Consider the following 19114-nt stretch of genomic DNA (forward strand, 5'->3'; position numbering starts at 1 on the left):
AAATGACTAATCTAATTTAATCAAGGATCTTAAACGTACCATTTCCCTATTTTTTTCCACCCATACATTACTATCTTCATCATGATAGCTCTTAAATTGCGGTGGTAATATAACTTCTACTTTACCATTAATAAAGCCAAAATTATCTGCTTGCTTATAAGCATAAAGCTGATGATATAACAGTTTTACAATAGGCGCATCTGATGACAGGAGCAATTTTCCATTGGCGTCAATAATTTGCGCGCTAATAATATCTTCTTGAATGTCCTCGCTCATACCGGTAGCGGTACTACCTTCAATCAAGGTGCTACGTAAAAACAGTAGCGGGCTAACATCATTATTAAAAGACTCTATATGCTGGTTATCGGAAAATGGAATAATGACCTCATTATTTTGGTCAATAAGCGCTGTCTTATTTTGCAAACTTACTTGTAAATATAAAGGCTTACCAGTACAAGCGTTTAACGGCTTTATCACCTCGTACTGCGGCATAACTGCCCAATAACCTCTGTCATCTAGCAGTCCTGTTAACCCTTTATTATTGGTTGCTAAATTGTCCGTTATTAAAAAATAATCTTGGTCGTAATCAGGGTCGTAATGCGCGTGCTGAATATGAGCGTCTGCTAGCGGATAAACCCACTCGCCATGGCCATTAATAATGCCCTGTTTGGTATTGCCCTCTGGTGAGTCAAGACTGACAATAAAGCTGGTGGCAATATCAGGTTCAGTTTGAATGTCATCATACTTAAAAGGCACAATTATCTTGCCAGCTGCGTCCACGACACCATATTTACCGTTTTGCTGAGCTAGCAGATACTTATCCATCAGTATATAAGCGTTATTGAGATTGTCTATGATGACATTACCATTTAAATTTTCTAGCTGCTGCGTACCATCTGCTACTTCGATTAGCTTGCCAGCAAATGGTTTGTTATTTTCGATACGCTCAAAATAACGGTTCGGCAAGTAACCGGCACAATTAATCGTTGCATAAGCTGGGCTGACAGCACTGATAGATATTACACCGACAGATAAAGCAGCTAAGAGTGCAAATCTGGCAGGATTCATCGCTTTTTTTATACTATTTAATTCAACACAAAGGGGGTTTTTTTGATTGCTCATAGCGATATCCTTTATGACATGTCGTCATGAAATACGTTAAATCATCATGCTTTTTCACTAACAACCCGACGGCATCCTTGACCACTGATTTGGCTAAAGCCGCCAGATAGCTTTTCAACTTTAATTTGGGTGAGGATACGTTCTTTTAATGCCTGCACATGGGAGATAATACCGATAAGCTTACCTTCTTGTTGTAAGCTGGTTAAGGTATCGAGCGCGATATCAAGCGACTCTTCATCAAGTGTACCAAAGCCTTCATCCAAAAATAGTGAATCCACGCGAATATTGTGACTGGCCATCTGCGACAATCCAAGCGCGAGTGCCAAGCTAATGATAAAACCTTCACCGCCGGAAAGATTCTTAGTGCTGCGAATATCGCCGCCTTGATAATTATCAATGACATTGAGCTCAAGTGGATTGCTATCATCATGGATGAGCAAGTAACGGTCACTCATCTTTTGTAGTTGATCGTTGGCATGATTAATCATGACTTCAAAGGTTAACCCTTGAGCAAAGGTACGATATTTTTTACCATCAGCTGAACCAATTAATGTATGCAGCTGCTGCCAAACTTGCAGCTTTTGTTTTTGCTCATTGATGGCAATAAGCTGTGCCGCTTGTTCGCCTTTTTGGCTGGCATTGTCTTTGAGCTTTTGATCGATAGCGCCAATCTGCTGACTTAGCTGATCAATGTCCGTTTGGATTTGATGGTATTGGCTGGCAAGCATTTCTCGGCTTGCATCTGTCATAGGCGTCGCAAGTTTTTGATCTAACGATTGCTGGGTGCTATCTAATTGCAATTTAGCCTGTTGCAGCGCGTTATCAATAGCCAGTTTACGTATATGTAGTGCCTCACGTTCTTCCTTTGTTAGGCGTGCATTGACAAAGGCAGCTTCATCTACAAACTGTGACTCTGCTAATAAGTCAGTAAACTTAGTTTGCTGTATATCTAACGTCGTAGTAGCAGATTGCAATTCTGTCGCTAGCTGTTGTTGCCTAATTTGTAACTGCTCTAACGCTTGCTGAGCATTATCTAACTGTCTTTGTGCATTTGCTTGCTGAGCTTTTGCTTCATCAATTGTTCGGCGCAATTGATGTTCTTCATTATCTGGGTTCTTATCTTCAAACCACTCTTTTCTGTCTAGTGTTAGTTTCTCAATCGAGCTGATTTTATCAGTAATTAAGTTTTCTAAATGTTTGAGTGCCATCTCATCATTAGTAAGCTGAGACTGTTTGGTTTCAATCTGGGCGGTCAAACTACTTAAGGTATTAGTTAGCTGGTTTTGACTGTTTTTTTGCCCATTGTCATATTTTTTCAACTGATGAAGGGCACTACGCTGTTGGCGCAATCTGTCGATATGACTGTCATAGTCTGCGTTATCGAGTACAGTTTGCTGGTCAATACTATTACTCAGCGGCGTCAGTGCGTTTTGAATATCTGTCCTTGTCATATCTGCACTTAAATATACTTTATATTTATCCGCGGGATATTTATTCACCAAAGATGAGACGGTACTCATAATAGGCGTTAGCTCGGAGAAATTAGCTGCTATCTTATCTTTGATACCTTCAATTTTTTGAGAGTTGAGCTTGATGTCAGTCGTCAGGCTACTTGTGGCACTAACAAGTGCTTGTTGCCGCTTATCTTCAACCTCGATAGCGCTACTTAGTTTGGAGATATTTGCTGTCAGATCATCATATTGAAGCAGGTTGGCTTTGAGGGATTGTTTTTGGTCAATAAGGCTGTGTTTGGCACTGCTCAATAAAGATAAGAATGAGTCAATATCAGTGATAGTTGTATTGATATTGATACCTTCACTAATCTGAGTAAGCGGATTAATCGTTGCTATAAGAGGTTCAGAGTAATCGTTTTTAGCATCAAGCAGTGAGGATAGATAAGTCTGCATATCACTGTATGCAGTTTTAGATTGTTGCTGTAGGGGCGTCAATAGTGCTTGTTGATTATTAAGCGCCTCTTTCTTTGTGGCATGGTCAATATGATATTGCGATAACGTTTGCTCGAGGCTTTCAATTAACGTCGCAAGCTCAGTTACCTGCTGCTGAGTTTTTTGCGTCTGAGAGGTCTGAGAGGGTTGATTTTTATCATCAATATTACTTTCTAATAGCGGATGGTTTTTACTATAAGGATGTTCATGCGCACCGCATAGCGGGCAGGGCGACCCATCTTTGAGTTCTACTATATAATCTTCAAGCTTAGCCACTTTTTGCAGTAGATTTAAGTGTTCTTGTTTGTCTTGTCTTTTAAGCTTGGTATTTTGAATATCTAATTTATGACTAGCAATCAAATCTTCTAAAGTGACTAATTCTTGATTCAGCGTCGGTAGCAATAGGTTGATGCTTTTAATTTGGCTGGCAAGCTCAGACAGCTGCCGCAGCTTAAAGTTGGCTTGCTCAATTTGAGTGTTGATTTGATCGATGTGCTCTTGCTCACTGCGCATACCAGCAATTGACTGAGTTTGAATGAGTGTTGCTTGCTGCTGTTGTAGACCAGTAATTTCTTTACGTTGCTGCTGCACTCGTGATTTATCTAGAGTTTGTTGGGCACTTAGTTTATCAAAATCAGCCTGTAGTTGTTTAGCTTGATCATCATGAGCAAGCTTATCAATGGCTAAGCTTACGTTATCCTGTAGCAGTGCCTTTAATCGGCTACAGCTACTATCAAAGATTGCCATATCTGTGTCAAGGTCACTAAGCTCTTTGTAGTCGCTAAAATACTTTTCTATGCTGGCAAGCTGACTTTTATTCTCATGCTCTATTTTTTCGTGGTTCTGGATTTCTTGATATAATCTCTGCACATTAGTGACTAATTCGTCCTTGCGCTTATTATCTTCCGCTAAAGAATGTGATTGCTGTTTTATATCGGCATCTAACACGCGTGTGTTTGCAATGATAGGCAGGGTAATTTGAAGATTATCCATGGCTTGTTTTTCAAGCTTTTCAACGTCATTGAGATTGGTAGTTGCATGCTCAAGCGCTACTTTTTTATTTGGAATCTTATTAAGCAAATCTTGCTGTTCAACATCCAGCCGCTTGACTATGTTTCGGCTATAGCTCAGCTCAAGAAACTGACTGTCCATTTCCAAGGCTTTGTTAGCGATCTCTAAACGCTGCGCCTCTGGAATAAAGGCTTGCTGCACTTGCTGCGCTGATGCAAATTCACTTTGATAGGCTGATAGGTTTTGCTGTAATTGTTTAACACTATCCAGCCATTGTAGCTGCTCGCCCAGTGTTTTAAAGGTTTGCCGCTGTTTACCCTGCTGTTGATTAAGCGCTTTGAGCTCTGCGGCCAGCAGTTTTTCCTCATCAAGGCTTAATAAAGATAAGCTATTAACGCCTGCCTGTAGCTTTCCAAGCACTTCTTCCTCAAAGCGTTTTTTTTCATGGACGTTGAGTGAGATTTTGGCATAAATAGCAGTGCCCGTTATCTTCTCTAAAATTGCCGCTCTATCGCCAATATCAGAATTTAAGAATGCTGCAAAGCTGCCCTGTGCTAGCATAATGGAGCGGGTGAATTGATTAAAATCCATGCCTATCAACTCTTGGATATAGACGGAAGTTTTAGATTTTTTCTCTTCTAAAATATTGCCAGTTTCGACTTCACTGATCTCATGCTTAATCGGTAATAAATTACCTTTGGACTTCTTGTGGGCACGATGTTGGTACCAAGAGCATTGATAGCGCTTGGAATCGATCTCGATGATGACTTCTGCTGAGCATTCACCCGTACCTTGGGTCATAATTTCATTCGTTGAACCAGTAATATCTCCAAGTCTTGGCGTTTGGCTATATAGTGCCAAACAAATCGCATCCAATATGGTGGTCTTGCCAGCGCCCGTTTGCCCAGTAATAGCAAAGATACCTTCATTAAGAAAAGCAGCATCACTAAAATCAATGTGCCATTCGCCTTTTAAGGAGTTGAGGTTTTTAAGTCTTAGTTCAATTAGGCGCATGGCAGGGTCTTATTTTTATCAGTGTTAGTCATAACAAAAGTAATGATGAAAGTATTGAGTAGCTGGCAGTTGTTAAGCTGAGTTTATATTATTCTGCTTGAGTATCTTCATGACGCAGGTTGTACACGATTTGCTCATAAGCATCACGTAAGGTTGATTTTTGCTCATCAGGAACGTTATGAGCGATTAAGCAACGCTCAAACACTTCTTGCTCATTTAAATCCTGTAGCGTCTCAGAGGTCTGCTGTTGATTGAGCACTTTATTATAAGTACGGGTGTTCTTAATTTTTAATACCTCACAAGGCAAGCTTTCTACCATTTTTTGAATATGCTCACGCAATTCACTAACTACCTCATCACCCGTATAAATAATTTCTAACCAGACAGATTCTGTATCAGTTAGGGAGGCAATCGTTTTATCGATAGTTTGATTAATAGCTTCTAGATTACCCGATACTTGCGCCAATTTTTGGAACTTTGGAATAGGGAGTGAGGTGACTTGCATCTGACGTGACTTATCGTGATGCAGTAGTTTGGATGTTAAGTTAGATGTTGAATTGAAAGTAGCTAGATCGACAGGCGTTTGATTCATTTCTTGGTCATAATTATCGATAGTGTTTTCTTTAGTATCAGTCTCTACCGACTCTTCAAAATCAAATAAATCATCCATAAAGGTAGCAGCTCGACTCGCCACTTTTTTAGTAACTTTTTCTACAGATTTTTCAAACGTGTCAGTTGTAGTCTTAATTTTTAGAACAGTAGCCTCAGGAGTGATTTCAGACGCTTCGTCTTTATTTTTAAACTTATCTACCGCTGCGCCAAACTGTACCAGTAATACTTGCTTTTGCTGGCGAGCCTCACCAAAACCCATAGCAATAGGCGAGCCTGAATAGCGGATACTCTCACGCCCACCTACGCGCTGCGGCACATGCAAATGGCCAAGCGCGACATAATCAAAGCAGTCATCGAACATATCGGCAGAGACCTTCCCAAGCGAACCGACATAAAGCTCACGTACACCATCATCGTCGGTAGTAGTGCCGCCAGCAGCAAATAGATGCCCTGTAGCAATGATAGGAATATGCCGCTTGTGCGCCTTGGCTAATTCAGCTTGTTTGGCTGTGGCAATGTCTGCGACCTTATCATAGTGCGCGCAGATACCAGCGATAACGTTTGCATCTTTGCTTTGAGCTGACTCGCCAGCACTACTACTGCGCACGTCGCGGTCACGCAAATAAGGAACAGCCGCGATAATACAATGCGGTATACCGTCTACATCATCTAATACCATAACTTCATCATTCAAATCCTCGCAAGCCGTACCTATGACATGCACGTTTAAAAACTTAAGTACTTTGCTTGGTGCGTCCAAAAATGTCGGTGAATCATGATTACCAGCGACGATGACCACATGTTGACAGCATGACTTTGAAACCTTGCCTAAAAATTCATAATACAGTGCTTGGGCTTTATTACTCGGGGTCATGGTATCGAAGATATCACCAGCGACAATTAATACATCCACTTGCTGCGCGCTTATGGTGTCTTGCAGCCAGCTTAAAAAGGCTTCAAATTCCTCATAACGCATGCGCCCATAAAGTCGTCGTCCCAAGTGCCAGTCAGAGGTGTGCAGGATGGTGAGAGGGCTAGCAGCAGATACAGACATAATTGTACTTAGTGATGAATGAAAGACAGCGATTATTCTAGCAAGAATTGGCGGGCTTTGCTGTGGTTATAAACTTATCAGCAAAGCAAAGTAGAAAAGCATGAATGGCGATATTTAGTAGTAAATTAAACGATGGTAATTTGTTAAAAAAGAATGACTATTTAAAAAGGCTGATTATTAAGGCGCTTTATTAATAGCGCTAAGTAACAAATGAATGACACTAGAAAAGGTCAATATTTGGTAACATCCAAGCCGTCATTAATAAGGATATGTTATGCCGTTTATCAGATTATGCACATTGGTTTTGATTACCACCTCTTTGGCTGCTTGCAGTAGTTACGAGCCGTCCAACATGAATAATAAAACGACTGTGAGTCAAATCAAAGACAGCAACTCGTTTATCCATTCGATTAAACCGAGTCGTTCTGAAGCAATCATTGGCCAAGTGACTGGTATCATTTCGCAAGACAGAGAGCAGCAAAAAGTTACTATCGTGGATCAGGACGGACACGCTTATACAGCGTTCGTTAGCAAATCTAATTTTGGTCAGAACAATGCGAATCAAATGCAGAAATTGGCTATAGGCGATTATATAGAAGTGATGGGAGAGCAATCGACTTCACAATCAGGGGTAGATAATAAGCGCCAAATTACTGTCCGTGCGATGCCTTATGTTTTACGTAAAATTCTAATCGCTGACCATCAAGTAGACTGTGTCGGTGTTGCGCCACAATCATGCTTACTGACTAAGCTTGCTGAACAAGCCAACTCAGACTGGGAGTATCGATATAGTGCTATAGAAGGTTTTGATTATGAGCCTCATTATGAATACACATTGCTTATTAAGAATACGCCCGTTAGCAATCCACCTGCAGATGCATCGTCAGTTCATAGCAAACTTATAAAAGTACTTGAGAAGAAAAAAACTAAAACATAAGAGCTAAAAGAAGCCCTACCAATTTACTGCTAGGGCTTTTTAATACTGTTTGGAAGTTTAAAAATAAATTTAGCCAATAACTAACTGCTCCAAACTTTCATTCTCTTTTTGCTCGGCAAGATTAGCCACCATAGATAGTGCATGTGCTTGTTGGTGAGTGGAGTTATTAGATGTTAAGTCATCGTTAGGGGTAGCGGCCGTGCCACCGCGTAACCAGTTATTAGCCGTATCGCTAACGTTTTGATTGTGCTGCTGATTATGTAGATTATACCAAGCCAAGTCATGATGTAGCGCGACTACATCACCCATAATGAGTAATGCTGGCGTGGGAAGCTGGTTTTTCTCTTGTAATTCAACAATATCGGCAAGTGTACCTGTTAATACTTGCTGATTGGGCATACTGGCATTAGAGACGATAGCGATAGGCGTATCGGCAGAGCGTCCCGCTTCAATTAAACCTTCCGTTAAACGTGCTAGCGAATGCAGTCCCATATAGAAGACGACAGTCTCATCGGTATCCAAGAAGTTTTTAAAATTATTGTTGGGTGCGCCCGCCTTTAAAAATCCAGTAACAAAACGCACTGATTGCGAATGATCACGGTGGGTCAGCGGAATACCGGCATAGCTAGCGGCGGCATTGGCTGCGGTAATACCCGGCACCACTTGGTAAGGAATACCATGTGCGCGTAAGCTCTCAATCTCTTCTCCGCCACGCCCGAAAATAAACGGATCACCACCTTTTAGCCTTACCACACGGCGACCTTCTTTCGCGCTATTAACCAGTAGCTCATTAATGCCTAACTGCGCCACAGCATGGTTACTACGTTTTTTACCGACGAATACTTTGTCGGCATCGCGGCGGCACAAATCCAGCACTTGCGGTGAGACTAGTGCATCATAAAATACAATATCGGCTTGTTGCATGAGCCTTAATGCTTTAAACGTCAACAGTTCTGGATCACCAGGCCCTGCGCCGACGATATAAACCTCACCAACAGGTGACATAGGTTTGGCTGCTACAGTGCCGTGATTGATATCACATTGATTAGCATTAAACTCATCTACTGACACAGGTGCGGTTATTGATGCGGTTTGTATATCTGCCACATCAGAGTGCTGGCTGGTAGCGTTTTCTTTAGCAATTTGCGCCGCAGTGCTGTCTAAGTCCGCTTGCAATTGCGCTGCTGCTTTAATCTCATTGCCTGCAAACATCAGCTCGCTAACTTGACCTTCAAAGGCGCGCTCCCAAAACTGACGACGGCCAGTTAATGTCGGTATTTTGGCTTTGACTTCACCTCTAAACTCGCCAGCAAGTTTCGCCAGTTTGCCATAGCCTTGTGGGATCAACGTCTCTAGCCGTGCTCGTAATAAACGCGCCAACACCGGCGCTTTGCCGTTTGATGAGATACCAATCACAATCGGGTTACGATCAACGATGGCTGGGAAAATAAAGTCACATAAATGCGGCGTATCGACGACGTTTACCGGAATATTAAGCTCGCTTGCATCGGCATGAATTTGATGATTGAGTGTCTCATCGTCAGTGGCGGCGATGATAACACGCGAGCCTGTCATATAAGTTTTATTATAGTTCTCAAAAATCAACTTGTGCGGAACATCTGTTTTTGTATTGGTCAGTAGCGCTTGTAGCTCAGCGCAGATGCTTGGCGCAAGGACAGTGATACACGCGCCCGCACGGCTAAGCAAATCAGCTTTACGTAGCGCAACATCGCCGCCACCAACAATTAACACTTTACGACCTTCTAATTTAAAAAATAGCGGAAAGGTATTCATAGTATTACCAGTGATTCAATTTAATATATGCAGCTATTATGAATTATCACGGGCGATGGCTCATCTAGTGAATTGGCATTAGCATAGTCGTTTTTGAGATATTGAAGGTGGTTTTTGCTGAGAAAGGGAATAGCAGTATAAAATCATATAGTCGATTCACTTTAAAAAGAAAACCGTATTGCTGGTATAAATTTATTGAAGCTTCTGGTGGGCTTTGCTGCCAGTAAGCGAGAAAACTTTATACCAGCAGAATATTGTAACAATCTACGTATTTTATTTTGAACTTACTATAATGCACGAAAAGTCCCGCTTAACCCGATATAAACCGGTTAAGCGGGACTTTTTAGTATCACTTTTTATTAAATGATAAAGCTGTATTTGGCTACTACAACTGCGTATGCAAACCACATTCGCGGTGCTCTTCTACCTTAGTAGGATCGAAGTAATCAAACTCATTCGGTAGGCTGTGTTTTTCAAGATAAACATCCAAATCGCTATCTGTCTTATCAAATAACGGTGCGACTTTTAACACACCATCTTTAGATAGGCTCAGCACATCAAGACCTTGGCGGAATTCGGTTTGATCTTTGCGAATAGCGTTGAACCAAACGTCAGGCTTTAGCTCATCTAGTGCACGGCGGAACGGCTCAAGTTTTACCTGATCGGTAAACTCATCATGTAGTGGATTATCAATACCAGGAATACCTTCCATTGTCACGTCACGATGAGCGGCAGTTTGCTTAGGAATATAGGTGATCACATTTAAGTTTAAATCACGGATGACTTTATTAGCAAATTGGTAAGTCGCGTCAGTATTATAACCAGAATCTACCCACAATACGGTGATATCAGGACGCTGCTTGGCGACCAAATGCAAAATCGCTGATTCATAAGGGCGGAAGTTAGTGGTAATGATGGGGTTTTTCGCTTGGCTTAATGCCCATTCAACAATCTGCTCGGGTGACTTACCTTGCAAGTCTTTGTTGGCTTGATCGATATCTAGATTTGGGTGTAATTGGCTCATGATGCGTTCCTTAATAAGTGTTAATGTAAAAATAAGTAGAGTAAAAAGACATTAATATCAGTTCGTATGATTCATTATAAAATTAAGCACCTGCAAACATCGGTAATGCGCTGGCATCGCGCCCGTCGTAGCTGCTGGCAAGTGCGGTAAATGCTTGACTGATGTTAGAGATAGACTGCAGATCATGCTCGCTAATCACAAAACTATCAGCACCAGCGCGTAACAAATAAGCGATTTGATCTCGACCAAACTTGCCAGCCATGCGAATCTCGCCCTGATAGCCCATTTGGCGCAGGGTTTGCGCATAACTAAAGCCGCGCCCGTCGGTGAAGACAGGTACATGAATGACAATCAAATCTTGCTGTAATAAAAACTCTGACAAATTAACCAATGCATCAGTATCGTTATCTGATGTGATCCAAACACCGACACGGCTGGCATGTTCGGTTAACAGCTCATGCAACTGCTGTAATAGCCCACCAGCGAGCTTGCCTTTAGCATCTAATAAATCAGTGAGCGGCAGTACGATATCGAATTTTTCTTGTTTATGCAGTAGCTCAAGTAGCGATATATGGGTAAGTGCAATGCCATCTGGTAGCTCATTGGTGCTAAGCGCCAACCATGTATCATTTTGACTGGTATCAATGCCTTTGCTGTTTAATACATGATGATTACCCATAAACCTTCTCCTTAAAGGCGGCGATGCCAACGCGATCAACCAAGTCACCAAAGCCTTCTACATCGTTCTCATTGCTTACGCGCTGCTCTAGATAAACGTCCAATATCTTTTGTAGAGTAGTTGCCACGTCGTCAGCTGGCACGGCTTTACCTAAGATTTTACCGATTTTAGCATTATCACTAGAGTTGCCGCCAAGGCTGATTTGATACCAGTGCTCACCCTTTTTATCGACACCAAGGATACCGATATCACCAGTATGATGATGCGCACAAGCGTTCATGCAACCAGACATATTGAGGCGAATGTCACCCAAATCATAAAGGTAGTCGAGATCATCAAACTGTTTTTCGATTTGCTCGGCAATATTATGTGTAGTGGCATTGGCAAGCGAGCAAAAGTCCCAGCCTGGACAGACAATCATATCAGTTAAGGTATTGATATTAGCGCGGGCTAAATGTAGCTTCGACAGCTGCTGCCATAGCTCGTACAGATGATTGCTTTGCACATCAGCGAATACTAGATTTTGCTGATAGGTACCGCGCAATTCACTAAAGCTATATTTATCAGCAAGATCAGCGAGGGCATCCATTTGCGTCTCGCTTACATCGCCTGATGGCACGTAGATGCCGTCGACCAAACCTGCCTTTAGCGAAATCACCACCGCGCGATAGCCTGCGATTTTATGTGCGACAGTATTTTGCTGATACCAATTGGCAAAGTCTTTATCCGTATTAAGCTGCTGTTGTAGCTCAGACTGTACTTGTAACGCATCAAAGGTGACGTAATCAGGTTCCGTGAAAAAGCTACTGGCGGTTGCAAAGTTTGCATCGGTTAAAGTCAATGGACCGTCTTTTATATGCGCTTCCCATTCCGCATCGACCAGTTTAGCAAAGGCAGGGCCACCCATACTCTCAACCAATATCTTGATACGGGCTTTAAACTTGTTGTCGCGGCGACCGTGCAGGTTATAGACGCGCAAAATCGCATCTAAGTAGCTGAGCAGGTGTTGACGTGGTAAGAACTCATTAATAACCTTACCAATGACAGGCGTACGTCCAAGTCCGCCACCAACGATGACTTCAAAACCAAGCTCGCCTGCGTCATTGGTTTTTAAATGCAGTCCCACATCATGTACTTGCGTGGCAGCGCGGTCGTTGGCCGTACCAATAACGGCAATCTTAAATTTACGCGGTAAAAAAGCAAACTCAGGATGAAAGGTTGACCACTGGCGAATAATCTCGCAATAGGGACGCGGATCGGCAATTTCTTCTTGATGAATACCAGCATAAGGGTCCGTGGTGGTATTACGAATACAGTTACCCGACGTTTGGATCGAGTGCATTTGTACTGATGCTAGCTCCGCCAAAATATCTGGTACTTCTTCAAGTTTTGGCCAGTTCAGCTGCATATTGGTACGGGTAGTAAAGTGCCCGTAACCTTTGTCATATTTGCGGGTAATCTCAGCCAATTTACGCAACTGATAGGTAGCCAGCAGCCCGTAAGGGATAGCGATACGTAGCATCGGTGCATAACGTTGGATATAAAGACCGTTTTGCAGTCGTAGCGGTAAAAACTGCTCTTCTGGGAGCTCGCCTGCCAAAAATCGTTCAGTTTGGTCACGAAATTGCGCAACCCGTTCTTCTACTAAGGTTTGGTCAGCGTAGTTATATTGATACATGACGTAATCTCAATGTTATTTTTAAACGTAAAAGCAGCGACTAATAAGTTTTATTGCCAATCGCAAGGTAAACAATTCAGTTTTACATCATATAAGGTTGGCTCTCTAAACATAAATTCCTTTAAGACATATCCATATCCAAACACAGCATAAATTTTCATAACGAAAGTTAGGTAGCCTATGTTTAACAAATTCAACTTTCAATTTCCATAAATCGCCCATAATTGGCTATCCATTAGCAACTAACCGTTTATCGTTAAATTATCGCTTATTTATTTTCTTGATCATTCCTTGAGGTTTTAAAAAACACTATGACATCTATCAATGCTAATCAAAAACCATCAAAACTTGTCCCTCCACATGGTAGCGCTGAGCTTAAGCCGCTTTTATTAAATGATAGTGCGCGTAACCAAGCGTTAAAGTTTGCCAGTACCTTGCCAACCATTAACCTTAGCTCTCGTGAGCGCGGTGATTTGATTATGTTTGGTATTGGCGGCTTTACACCGTTAAATGGTTTTATGAATCAAGCGGATTGGCAGGGCGTGGTAGATAACATGCGTCTGCAAAGTGGTGACAATGCTGGCTTGTTTTGGCCAATTCCGATTACCTTGTCTGCACCTAAAGCGACCGCTGATAGCTTAAATGCAGGTGATAAAGTCGCATTGGTGGCGCAAGATGGTGAGATTATGGGCATCTTGACGGTGGAAGAGACTTATACCATCGATAAAGAGCATGAATGCCAAAAAGTTTTTACCACCACGGATCCAGAGCATCCTGGCGTTCAACAAGTATTGGATCAAGGTGAAGTTAATATCGCCGGTAGCGTCGAAGTCTTAAGTGAAGGCGAGTTCCCAACCTTATATCCAGAAATCTATAAAACACCAGCTGAAACGCGCGAGATTTTGGATGCTAAAGGCTGGCAAACGGTCGCTGCCTTCCAAACCCGTAATCCAATGCACCGCTCGCACGAATATCTCGCCAAGATTGCTATTGAGATATGTGATGGCGTACTGATACACTCGTTATTGGGCGCGTTGAAACCAGGCGATATCCCAGCAGACGTCCGTCAAGAAGCCATTAAAACTTTGATTGATAATTACTTTAGACAAGATACCGTTATTCAAGCTGGCTATCCATTAGATATGCGTTATGCTGGTCCACGTGAGGCATTACTGCATGCCGTATTCCGCCAAAACTATGGCTGTAGCCATCTGATTGTTGGTCGTGACCATGCGGGTGTTGGCGATTATTATGGTGCCTTTGATGCGCAGACTATTTTTGAGCATGTTGGTAAAGACGATTTGATTACCCAACCATTAAAAATTGGCTGGACGTTTTGGTGTAATGCTTGTAACGCTATGGCCTCTGATAAGACCTGCCCACATGAAGCGTCTGAGCATGTCAAAGTATCAGGGACTAAGCTGCGTAAAGCACTATCAGAGGACGAAGAAGTGCCAGACAACTTTAGTCGTCCTGAAGTACTAGAGATTTTACGTGATTATTATGCGGGTATTGCCCGTGAGGAACGTGCTGAAGTGAAGTTAGTCGGAGCTTCTGCGGTATAAGTTTTAAACATTGAATAATAAAAAAGGGTCAGATTTATCGTCTGACCCTTTTTTTACGTATTTTTCTCACCATTTCCCTAATACTAAAGCTTTTAATTCAGCTCTAGCTTACCTGCAAGCTTTTCATACTCTCCTACTAGTGAGCCGCCACCAGAACAAAAATAATTGAGCGCATATTTATCTTGGCTGTCGATAGTGAGCTTGTCCTCTTTAAATTGAAAAAAAGCCGTACTGTCATTGACCTTGCTTTGAAAAATGATACCGTGCGCGTCATCTTGACCCATAAAAGTCGCTTTACCATCAAAATAGCAACTGGGTTTTTTCACATCACTACGAGCGCGTACCTTAATATCAATTTGTCCCTCTTGTTCATCATCTGCTGCGCGCACCATGACACCAACCCAATCATAGTCTTGCGCGCGCTTAGCATAATCCTCAGAAGCGTAGCCCTTAGAAGCATAGTCTCCAACCACTGCTTGCACGGCAGGCGTAATAGTCGCTGTTGTTTGCTTTACGATGTTGCTGCCTGTACTGGTGGTCGTATTATTACAGCCGCTCAAGGCAAATAGAGCAGAAGTGGTTAATGAGAGTGCCGCAAAAAAATGAGAATAACGAGGTAGAGAAAGGGTCATTTAGGCGCCTTTTTTAAGTAAGTAATTGAGATGGCTAGTATGTCTGCAAAATAATAAAGTTTGATGGTTGTAAAATTAAGCCATTTAAACGGCATAGTTAAGGTATGTTGAATATTCAACGGATAATACAGCTTACATAAATACCAGTCTACTTAGTAAACAATACCGTAGCTTACTCAAAAGTGTCTGCTTATCACTATATCGCAAAAATACCCAATAAAAACAGCTGTTTTAGAATAACTAATAACATTACTTATGCCAAGTTAATCACTCGATAAGCGGATTCGTCACTAAGCATTTATCTTCTATGCTGCTAGCATATCTCTCATCATTCATAAAACCATATTCATCAAATCATGTTCAAGACATTATAGCCTTTAACTGGGCGATCAATATTTTGAAGCAACGATCCTATCAATATTATCGAGAGTATTTATGCAACCGACTCACAAGAGGTTTCACAAGCTTAGCTTGGCTAGTGTCCAGTTACTTATTGAGCGTAAAAATATGAGAGCACACGTATCTAATGTCAGATTAAATATTGGTGGCGTGCTTGCAGTTGCAATATTAATGACTGGCTGTAGCCCCACTGAAGCGACTCAAAACGAGGCACAGAAAAAAGCAGATGGGTCAAAAGATATCGAGATACTTAACGTCTCTTACGATGTGTCGCGCGATTTTTATAAAGACTACAACACCTTATTCGCTAAGGGTTATCAAAAAGAGCATCCCGATAGCAAAGTTAGTATCAATCAATCACATGGTGGCTCAAGCAAGCAAGCATTGTCGGTCGCTAATGGTTTACAAGCGGATGTGGTGACCTTTAATCAAGAAAGTGATATGAATTTGCTGGTCGAAAAAGGCTTGGTTGCCGCTAATTGGCAGCAAGCGCTACCAAATAAGGCTGTTCCTTATACCAGCACCATGGTGTTATTGGTACGCAGTGGCAACCCAAAGGGCATTAAAGACTGGCAAGATTTGGCACGTAGTGACATCGGTGTGGTCATACCCAACCCAAAAACCAGTGGCACCGCGCGTTACGCCTTTTTGGGTGCTTATGGCTATGGACTGCATCATTTTAAAGAAAATGTTGCAGCTTCTACCAAAACAGATGCCTTTATTAAAAAGCTACTGGCAAACGTCGTCACTTATGACAATGGCGCGCGCGCAGCAACGACCAGCTTTACTCAGCGCGGTCTAGGCGATGTGCTCATTACGACCGAAAACGAAGCGCATTTGGCCGCCAAGCAATTTGCCAAAGGAAAAGTCGACATCGTTTATCCAAGCTATTCAGTGTTGATTGCCAATCCTGTTGCTGTGGTGACCGGAGTGACAGATAAAGCAGGTAAAACAGCAGCAGCAAATACATATCTTAAAGGCTTATGGGACAAGCCTGCACAGGAACTGATGGCACAGATGTATATGCGCCCTAGTAATGAGCAAGTGCTTACTGCCCACAAGGACACCTTGCTTGATATTGAGACGTTTGAGCCAGTAGCAGTATTTGGTCCTTGGACGCAGATTATGGAGACATTCTTTGTTGATGGTAGTCGCTTTGATGCGTTGGCAAGTGCGAAATAAAAACAGGATGATCAATTACTATCTTACTTTCGACTGACTATTGGCGAATGATGCAAGCAATCGGTCATTCGCTTATAAAAATATAAGGCTTATCAAACGCTCGTTATATTAAGTACTTGATAAGCCTATATTTTTACATCTTATATTCCATTTTGGCAATAACATACGCATATTCGTCATTAAACATAATAAGCCTACGCTGTTAGCATACCTGCATTACTTAACTTATCTCATTTGAGGCAGCCATGACATCATATACAGCAGGTTATAAAAACAAAACGATTAGCGTCCTAAGTATCGCCGGCGTGGCGCTCACTTTGGGTATGACAGGCTGTAGCAATAGCGAAAAGACTGAGCCAACTGCCAAAGTAGAGGGCGAGCCAGCTGCTGCCGCTGAAAATATTGAGCTATTAAACGTTTCTTACGATGTGGCACGCGATTTTTACAAAGGCTACAACCCTTTATTTATTGAACACTATAAAGCTGAAAACCCAAACAGTAATATCAGCGTTAATCAGTCGCATGGTGGCTCAAGCAAACAAGCATTATCGGTTGCTAATGGCTTACAAGCAGACGTAGCGACTATGAACCAAGGCTCAGATATTGAGCTCCTTCAGAAGAAAGGTTTGGTTGAAGCAGATTGGGAAAGCAAGTTCCCAGATAACGCCGTACCTTTTACCAGCACCATCGTATTTTTAGTGCGTAAAGACAATCCAAAAAATATCAAAGACTGGGAAGACTTAACCAAGTCGGGCGTTGAGATTGTCATGGCCAACCCGAAAGTAACTGGTAATGGCCGTTATGCCTTCCTAGGCGCTTATGGTTATGGTTTGAATGCGTTTAATAAAGACGAAGCCAAAACGAAAAGCTATGTAAAAGATGTCCTTAAAAATGTCAAAGTTTACGAGAGTGGCGGACGCGCAGCAACGACGACCTTTGTTCAACGCGGTATCGGTGATGTGCTAGTTACTTTTGAGAATGAAGCCAATCTTGCAGCTACTGATTTTGGCGCTGGTAAAGTCGATATCGTTTATCCTAAATACTCGATTAAGTCTGAAAGTCCGGTGGCTATCGTAAAAACCGTTACCGATAAAAAAGGCACCACTGCTGCTGCAAAAGCCTATCTTGATTACCTATGGAGCGAGCCCGCTCAACAATTGGCCGCTGACTTGTACTTACGTCCAAGCGTGAAAAGTGTTCTTGATAAAAACGGTGATAAATTACCACCAATTGAGACTTTCCGTCCGAATGATACCTTTGGCTCATGGGATGAGATCATGGGTAACTTCTTCAGTGACGGCGGTGTGTTCGATCAGTTAGCCGTTAACGCGCCAAAGTAACTTTTAATAAAGCAATCCTTAAAACATTAGCTCTTAAGACATTGACTCTTAAAATATAATGAGCTTAGAGAGACCTTAACTTAGAAAGATAATCAACCTTATCATTCGATAATAGAGCACACAATATAAAGGACATGGCCACTCGTGCTATGTCCTTTATACCATAAGCATACTAATAACAAACTTGAAATAAATGGTCTTAACGATAAGCACCATTAGATAGGCAATAGGACATTATTATGAGTGCAACAACCTCTTCTGCCAATAAACCTAGTCACAAGAAGGGCTGGCTGACACGCTTGCGCCAACGTAATGTGCTACCAGGTTTTGGGCTAAGTATGGGAATCACCGTCTTTAGCTTATCGTTATTGGTGGTCTTGCCGTTTGCGATGATGGCTTATACCACCACCCAAATGGGCTGGACAGGATTTTGGACAACCATCAGTCAGCCTCAGGTCGCAGCCGCCATCAAGTTGACGTTATGGATGTCGTTTTTAGCGATGTTGACCAATATGGTGTTTGGTACCTTGGTCGCTTGGGTGTTGGTCCGTTATGAGTTTTGGGGCAAATCTCTCATTAATGCCTTGGTTGATTTACCGTTTGCGCTACCTACTGCGGTGACCGGTATATCCCTTGCGACGCTTTATGCTCCTAACGGCTTAATAGGGCAGTGGTTTGAGAAAATTGGGATTCAAGTAGCATTTACCCCGATCGGTATTTGGCTGGCGTTAGTTGTCGTGAGTTTTCCGTTTATTGTGCGCGCGGTGCAGCCCGTATTAGCAGAGTTATCGGTTGAATTTGAAGAGGCAGCTGCGGTACTGGGAGCCAATCGATTTACTACCTTTCGCAAAGTCATTTTACCAGAGCTACTACCTGCACTACTGATGGGCGCTGGCATGATGTTTGCCCGTGCCACTGGCGAGTATGGTTCCGTTATTTTTATCGCCGGTAATATACCAATGGAATCTGAGATTTTACCCATTATTATTATCAGTAAACTTGAGCAATTCGATATCCAAGGCGCATCGGCTGTGGCGTTATTTATGCTGCTGATCTCATTTGTGATTTTATTAACGATTAATATAGTGCAGTGGAAACTGTCACGCCGCGTAGGAGCTCGCTAAG

At 42.2% G+C, this 19114-nt stretch carries 13 protein-coding genes; 5 read left to right on the forward strand and 8 right to left on the reverse strand.

All coding sequences use genetic code 11. The features are described from left to right. Window positions 1–6: 6 nt before the first annotated feature. From DABAL43B_RS07130 to DABAL43B_RS07140, 3 genes are all read right to left on the reverse strand, one after another. The gene (locus tag DABAL43B_RS07130; protein WP_079691722.1) at window positions 7–1122 is read right to left on the reverse strand and encodes a WG repeat-containing protein; all 1116 of its coding nucleotides are present in this window, start codon (window positions 1120–1122) and stop codon (window positions 7–9) included. A gap of 44 nt (window positions 1123–1166) precedes the next feature. Further along, entirely contained in the window at window positions 1167–5093 is a 3927-nt protein-coding gene (locus tag DABAL43B_RS07135; RefSeq protein ID WP_079691723.1) for an AAA family ATPase, read from the reverse strand. Window positions 5094–5181: 88 nt separating this feature from the next. Further along, window positions 5182–6759 carry an exonuclease SbcCD subunit D C-terminal domain-containing protein gene (locus DABAL43B_RS07140; protein ID WP_079691724.1) on the reverse strand — a complete coding sequence of 526 codons (1578 nt, stop codon included), beginning with the start codon at window positions 6757–6759 and terminating at the stop codon, window positions 5182–5184. A 274-nt stretch (window positions 6760–7033) separates the two neighbouring features. Between DABAL43B_RS07140 and DABAL43B_RS07145 the strand changes: the two genes are divergently transcribed. Further along, window positions 7034–7696, forward strand: a complete 663-nt coding sequence (locus DABAL43B_RS07145) for a DUF4377 domain-containing protein (RefSeq protein ID WP_079691725.1) — start codon at window positions 7034–7036, stop codon at window positions 7694–7696. A gap of 69 nt (window positions 7697–7765) precedes the next feature. Here DABAL43B_RS07145 and cobA read toward each other — a convergent pair whose 3' ends face one another. The 4 genes from cobA to DABAL43B_RS07165 all read right to left on the reverse strand — a co-directional run bounded on the left by cobA (window position 7766) and on the right by DABAL43B_RS07165 (window position 12871). Further along, window positions 7766–9490 carry a uroporphyrinogen-III C-methyltransferase gene (gene cobA, locus DABAL43B_RS07150; RefSeq protein WP_079691726.1) on the reverse strand — a complete coding sequence of 575 codons (1725 nt, stop codon included), beginning with the start codon at window positions 9488–9490 and terminating at the stop codon, window positions 7766–7768. Between the two features lie 385 nt (window positions 9491–9875). Next, a complete protein-coding gene (locus DABAL43B_RS07155) occupies window positions 9876–10514 on the reverse strand; it encodes a phosphoadenosine phosphosulfate reductase family protein (protein ID WP_079691727.1) in 639 nt (212 codons plus the stop codon). Window positions 10515–10596: 82 nt separating this feature from the next. Continuing rightward, window positions 10597–11193: a DUF934 domain-containing protein gene (locus DABAL43B_RS07160; protein WP_079691728.1), complete on the reverse strand. Its 597-nt coding sequence runs from the start codon at window positions 11191–11193 to the stop codon at window positions 10597–10599. Continuing rightward, the gene (locus tag DABAL43B_RS07165) at window positions 11186–12871 is read right to left on the reverse strand and encodes a nitrite/sulfite reductase (RefSeq protein WP_079691729.1); all 1686 of its coding nucleotides are present in this window, start codon (window positions 12869–12871) and stop codon (window positions 11186–11188) included. Before DABAL43B_RS07165 ends, DABAL43B_RS07160 begins: the two co-directional genes overlap by 8 nt. A gap of 311 nt (window positions 12872–13182) precedes the next feature. Here DABAL43B_RS07165 and sat point away from each other — a divergent pair, with 311 nt between their 5' ends. Then, complete coding sequence (gene sat, locus DABAL43B_RS07170; protein ID WP_079691730.1) at window positions 13183–14436, forward strand: sulfate adenylyltransferase; 1254 nt, start codon at window positions 13183–13185, stop codon at window positions 14434–14436. 92 nt (window positions 14437–14528) lie between these two features. Here the strand turns inward: sat and DABAL43B_RS07175 are convergent, their stop codons facing one another. After that, a complete protein-coding gene (locus DABAL43B_RS07175; protein ID WP_079691731.1) occupies window positions 14529–15068 on the reverse strand; it encodes a hypothetical protein in 540 nt (179 codons plus the stop codon). A 507-nt stretch (window positions 15069–15575) separates the two neighbouring features. Here DABAL43B_RS07175 and DABAL43B_RS07180 point away from each other — a divergent pair. From DABAL43B_RS07180 to cysT, 3 genes are all read left to right on the forward strand, one after another. Further along, complete coding sequence (locus DABAL43B_RS07180) at window positions 15576–16649, forward strand: sulfate ABC transporter substrate-binding protein (RefSeq protein WP_145952516.1); 1074 nt, start codon at window positions 15576–15578, stop codon at window positions 16647–16649. 245 nt (window positions 16650–16894) lie between these two features. Next, the gene (locus tag DABAL43B_RS07185) at window positions 16895–17989 is read left to right on the forward strand and encodes a sulfate ABC transporter substrate-binding protein (RefSeq protein ID WP_079691733.1); all 1095 of its coding nucleotides are present in this window, start codon (window positions 16895–16897) and stop codon (window positions 17987–17989) included. A 239-nt stretch (window positions 17990–18228) separates the two neighbouring features. After that, the gene (gene cysT, locus DABAL43B_RS07190; protein ID WP_079691734.1) at window positions 18229–19113 is read left to right on the forward strand and encodes a sulfate ABC transporter permease subunit CysT; all 885 of its coding nucleotides are present in this window, start codon (window positions 18229–18231) and stop codon (window positions 19111–19113) included. Window position 19114: the final 1 nt, after the last annotated feature.

The organism is Psychrobacter sp. DAB_AL43B, assembly GCF_900168255.1.
Lineage (GTDB): Bacteria > Pseudomonadota > Gammaproteobacteria > Pseudomonadales > Moraxellaceae > Psychrobacter.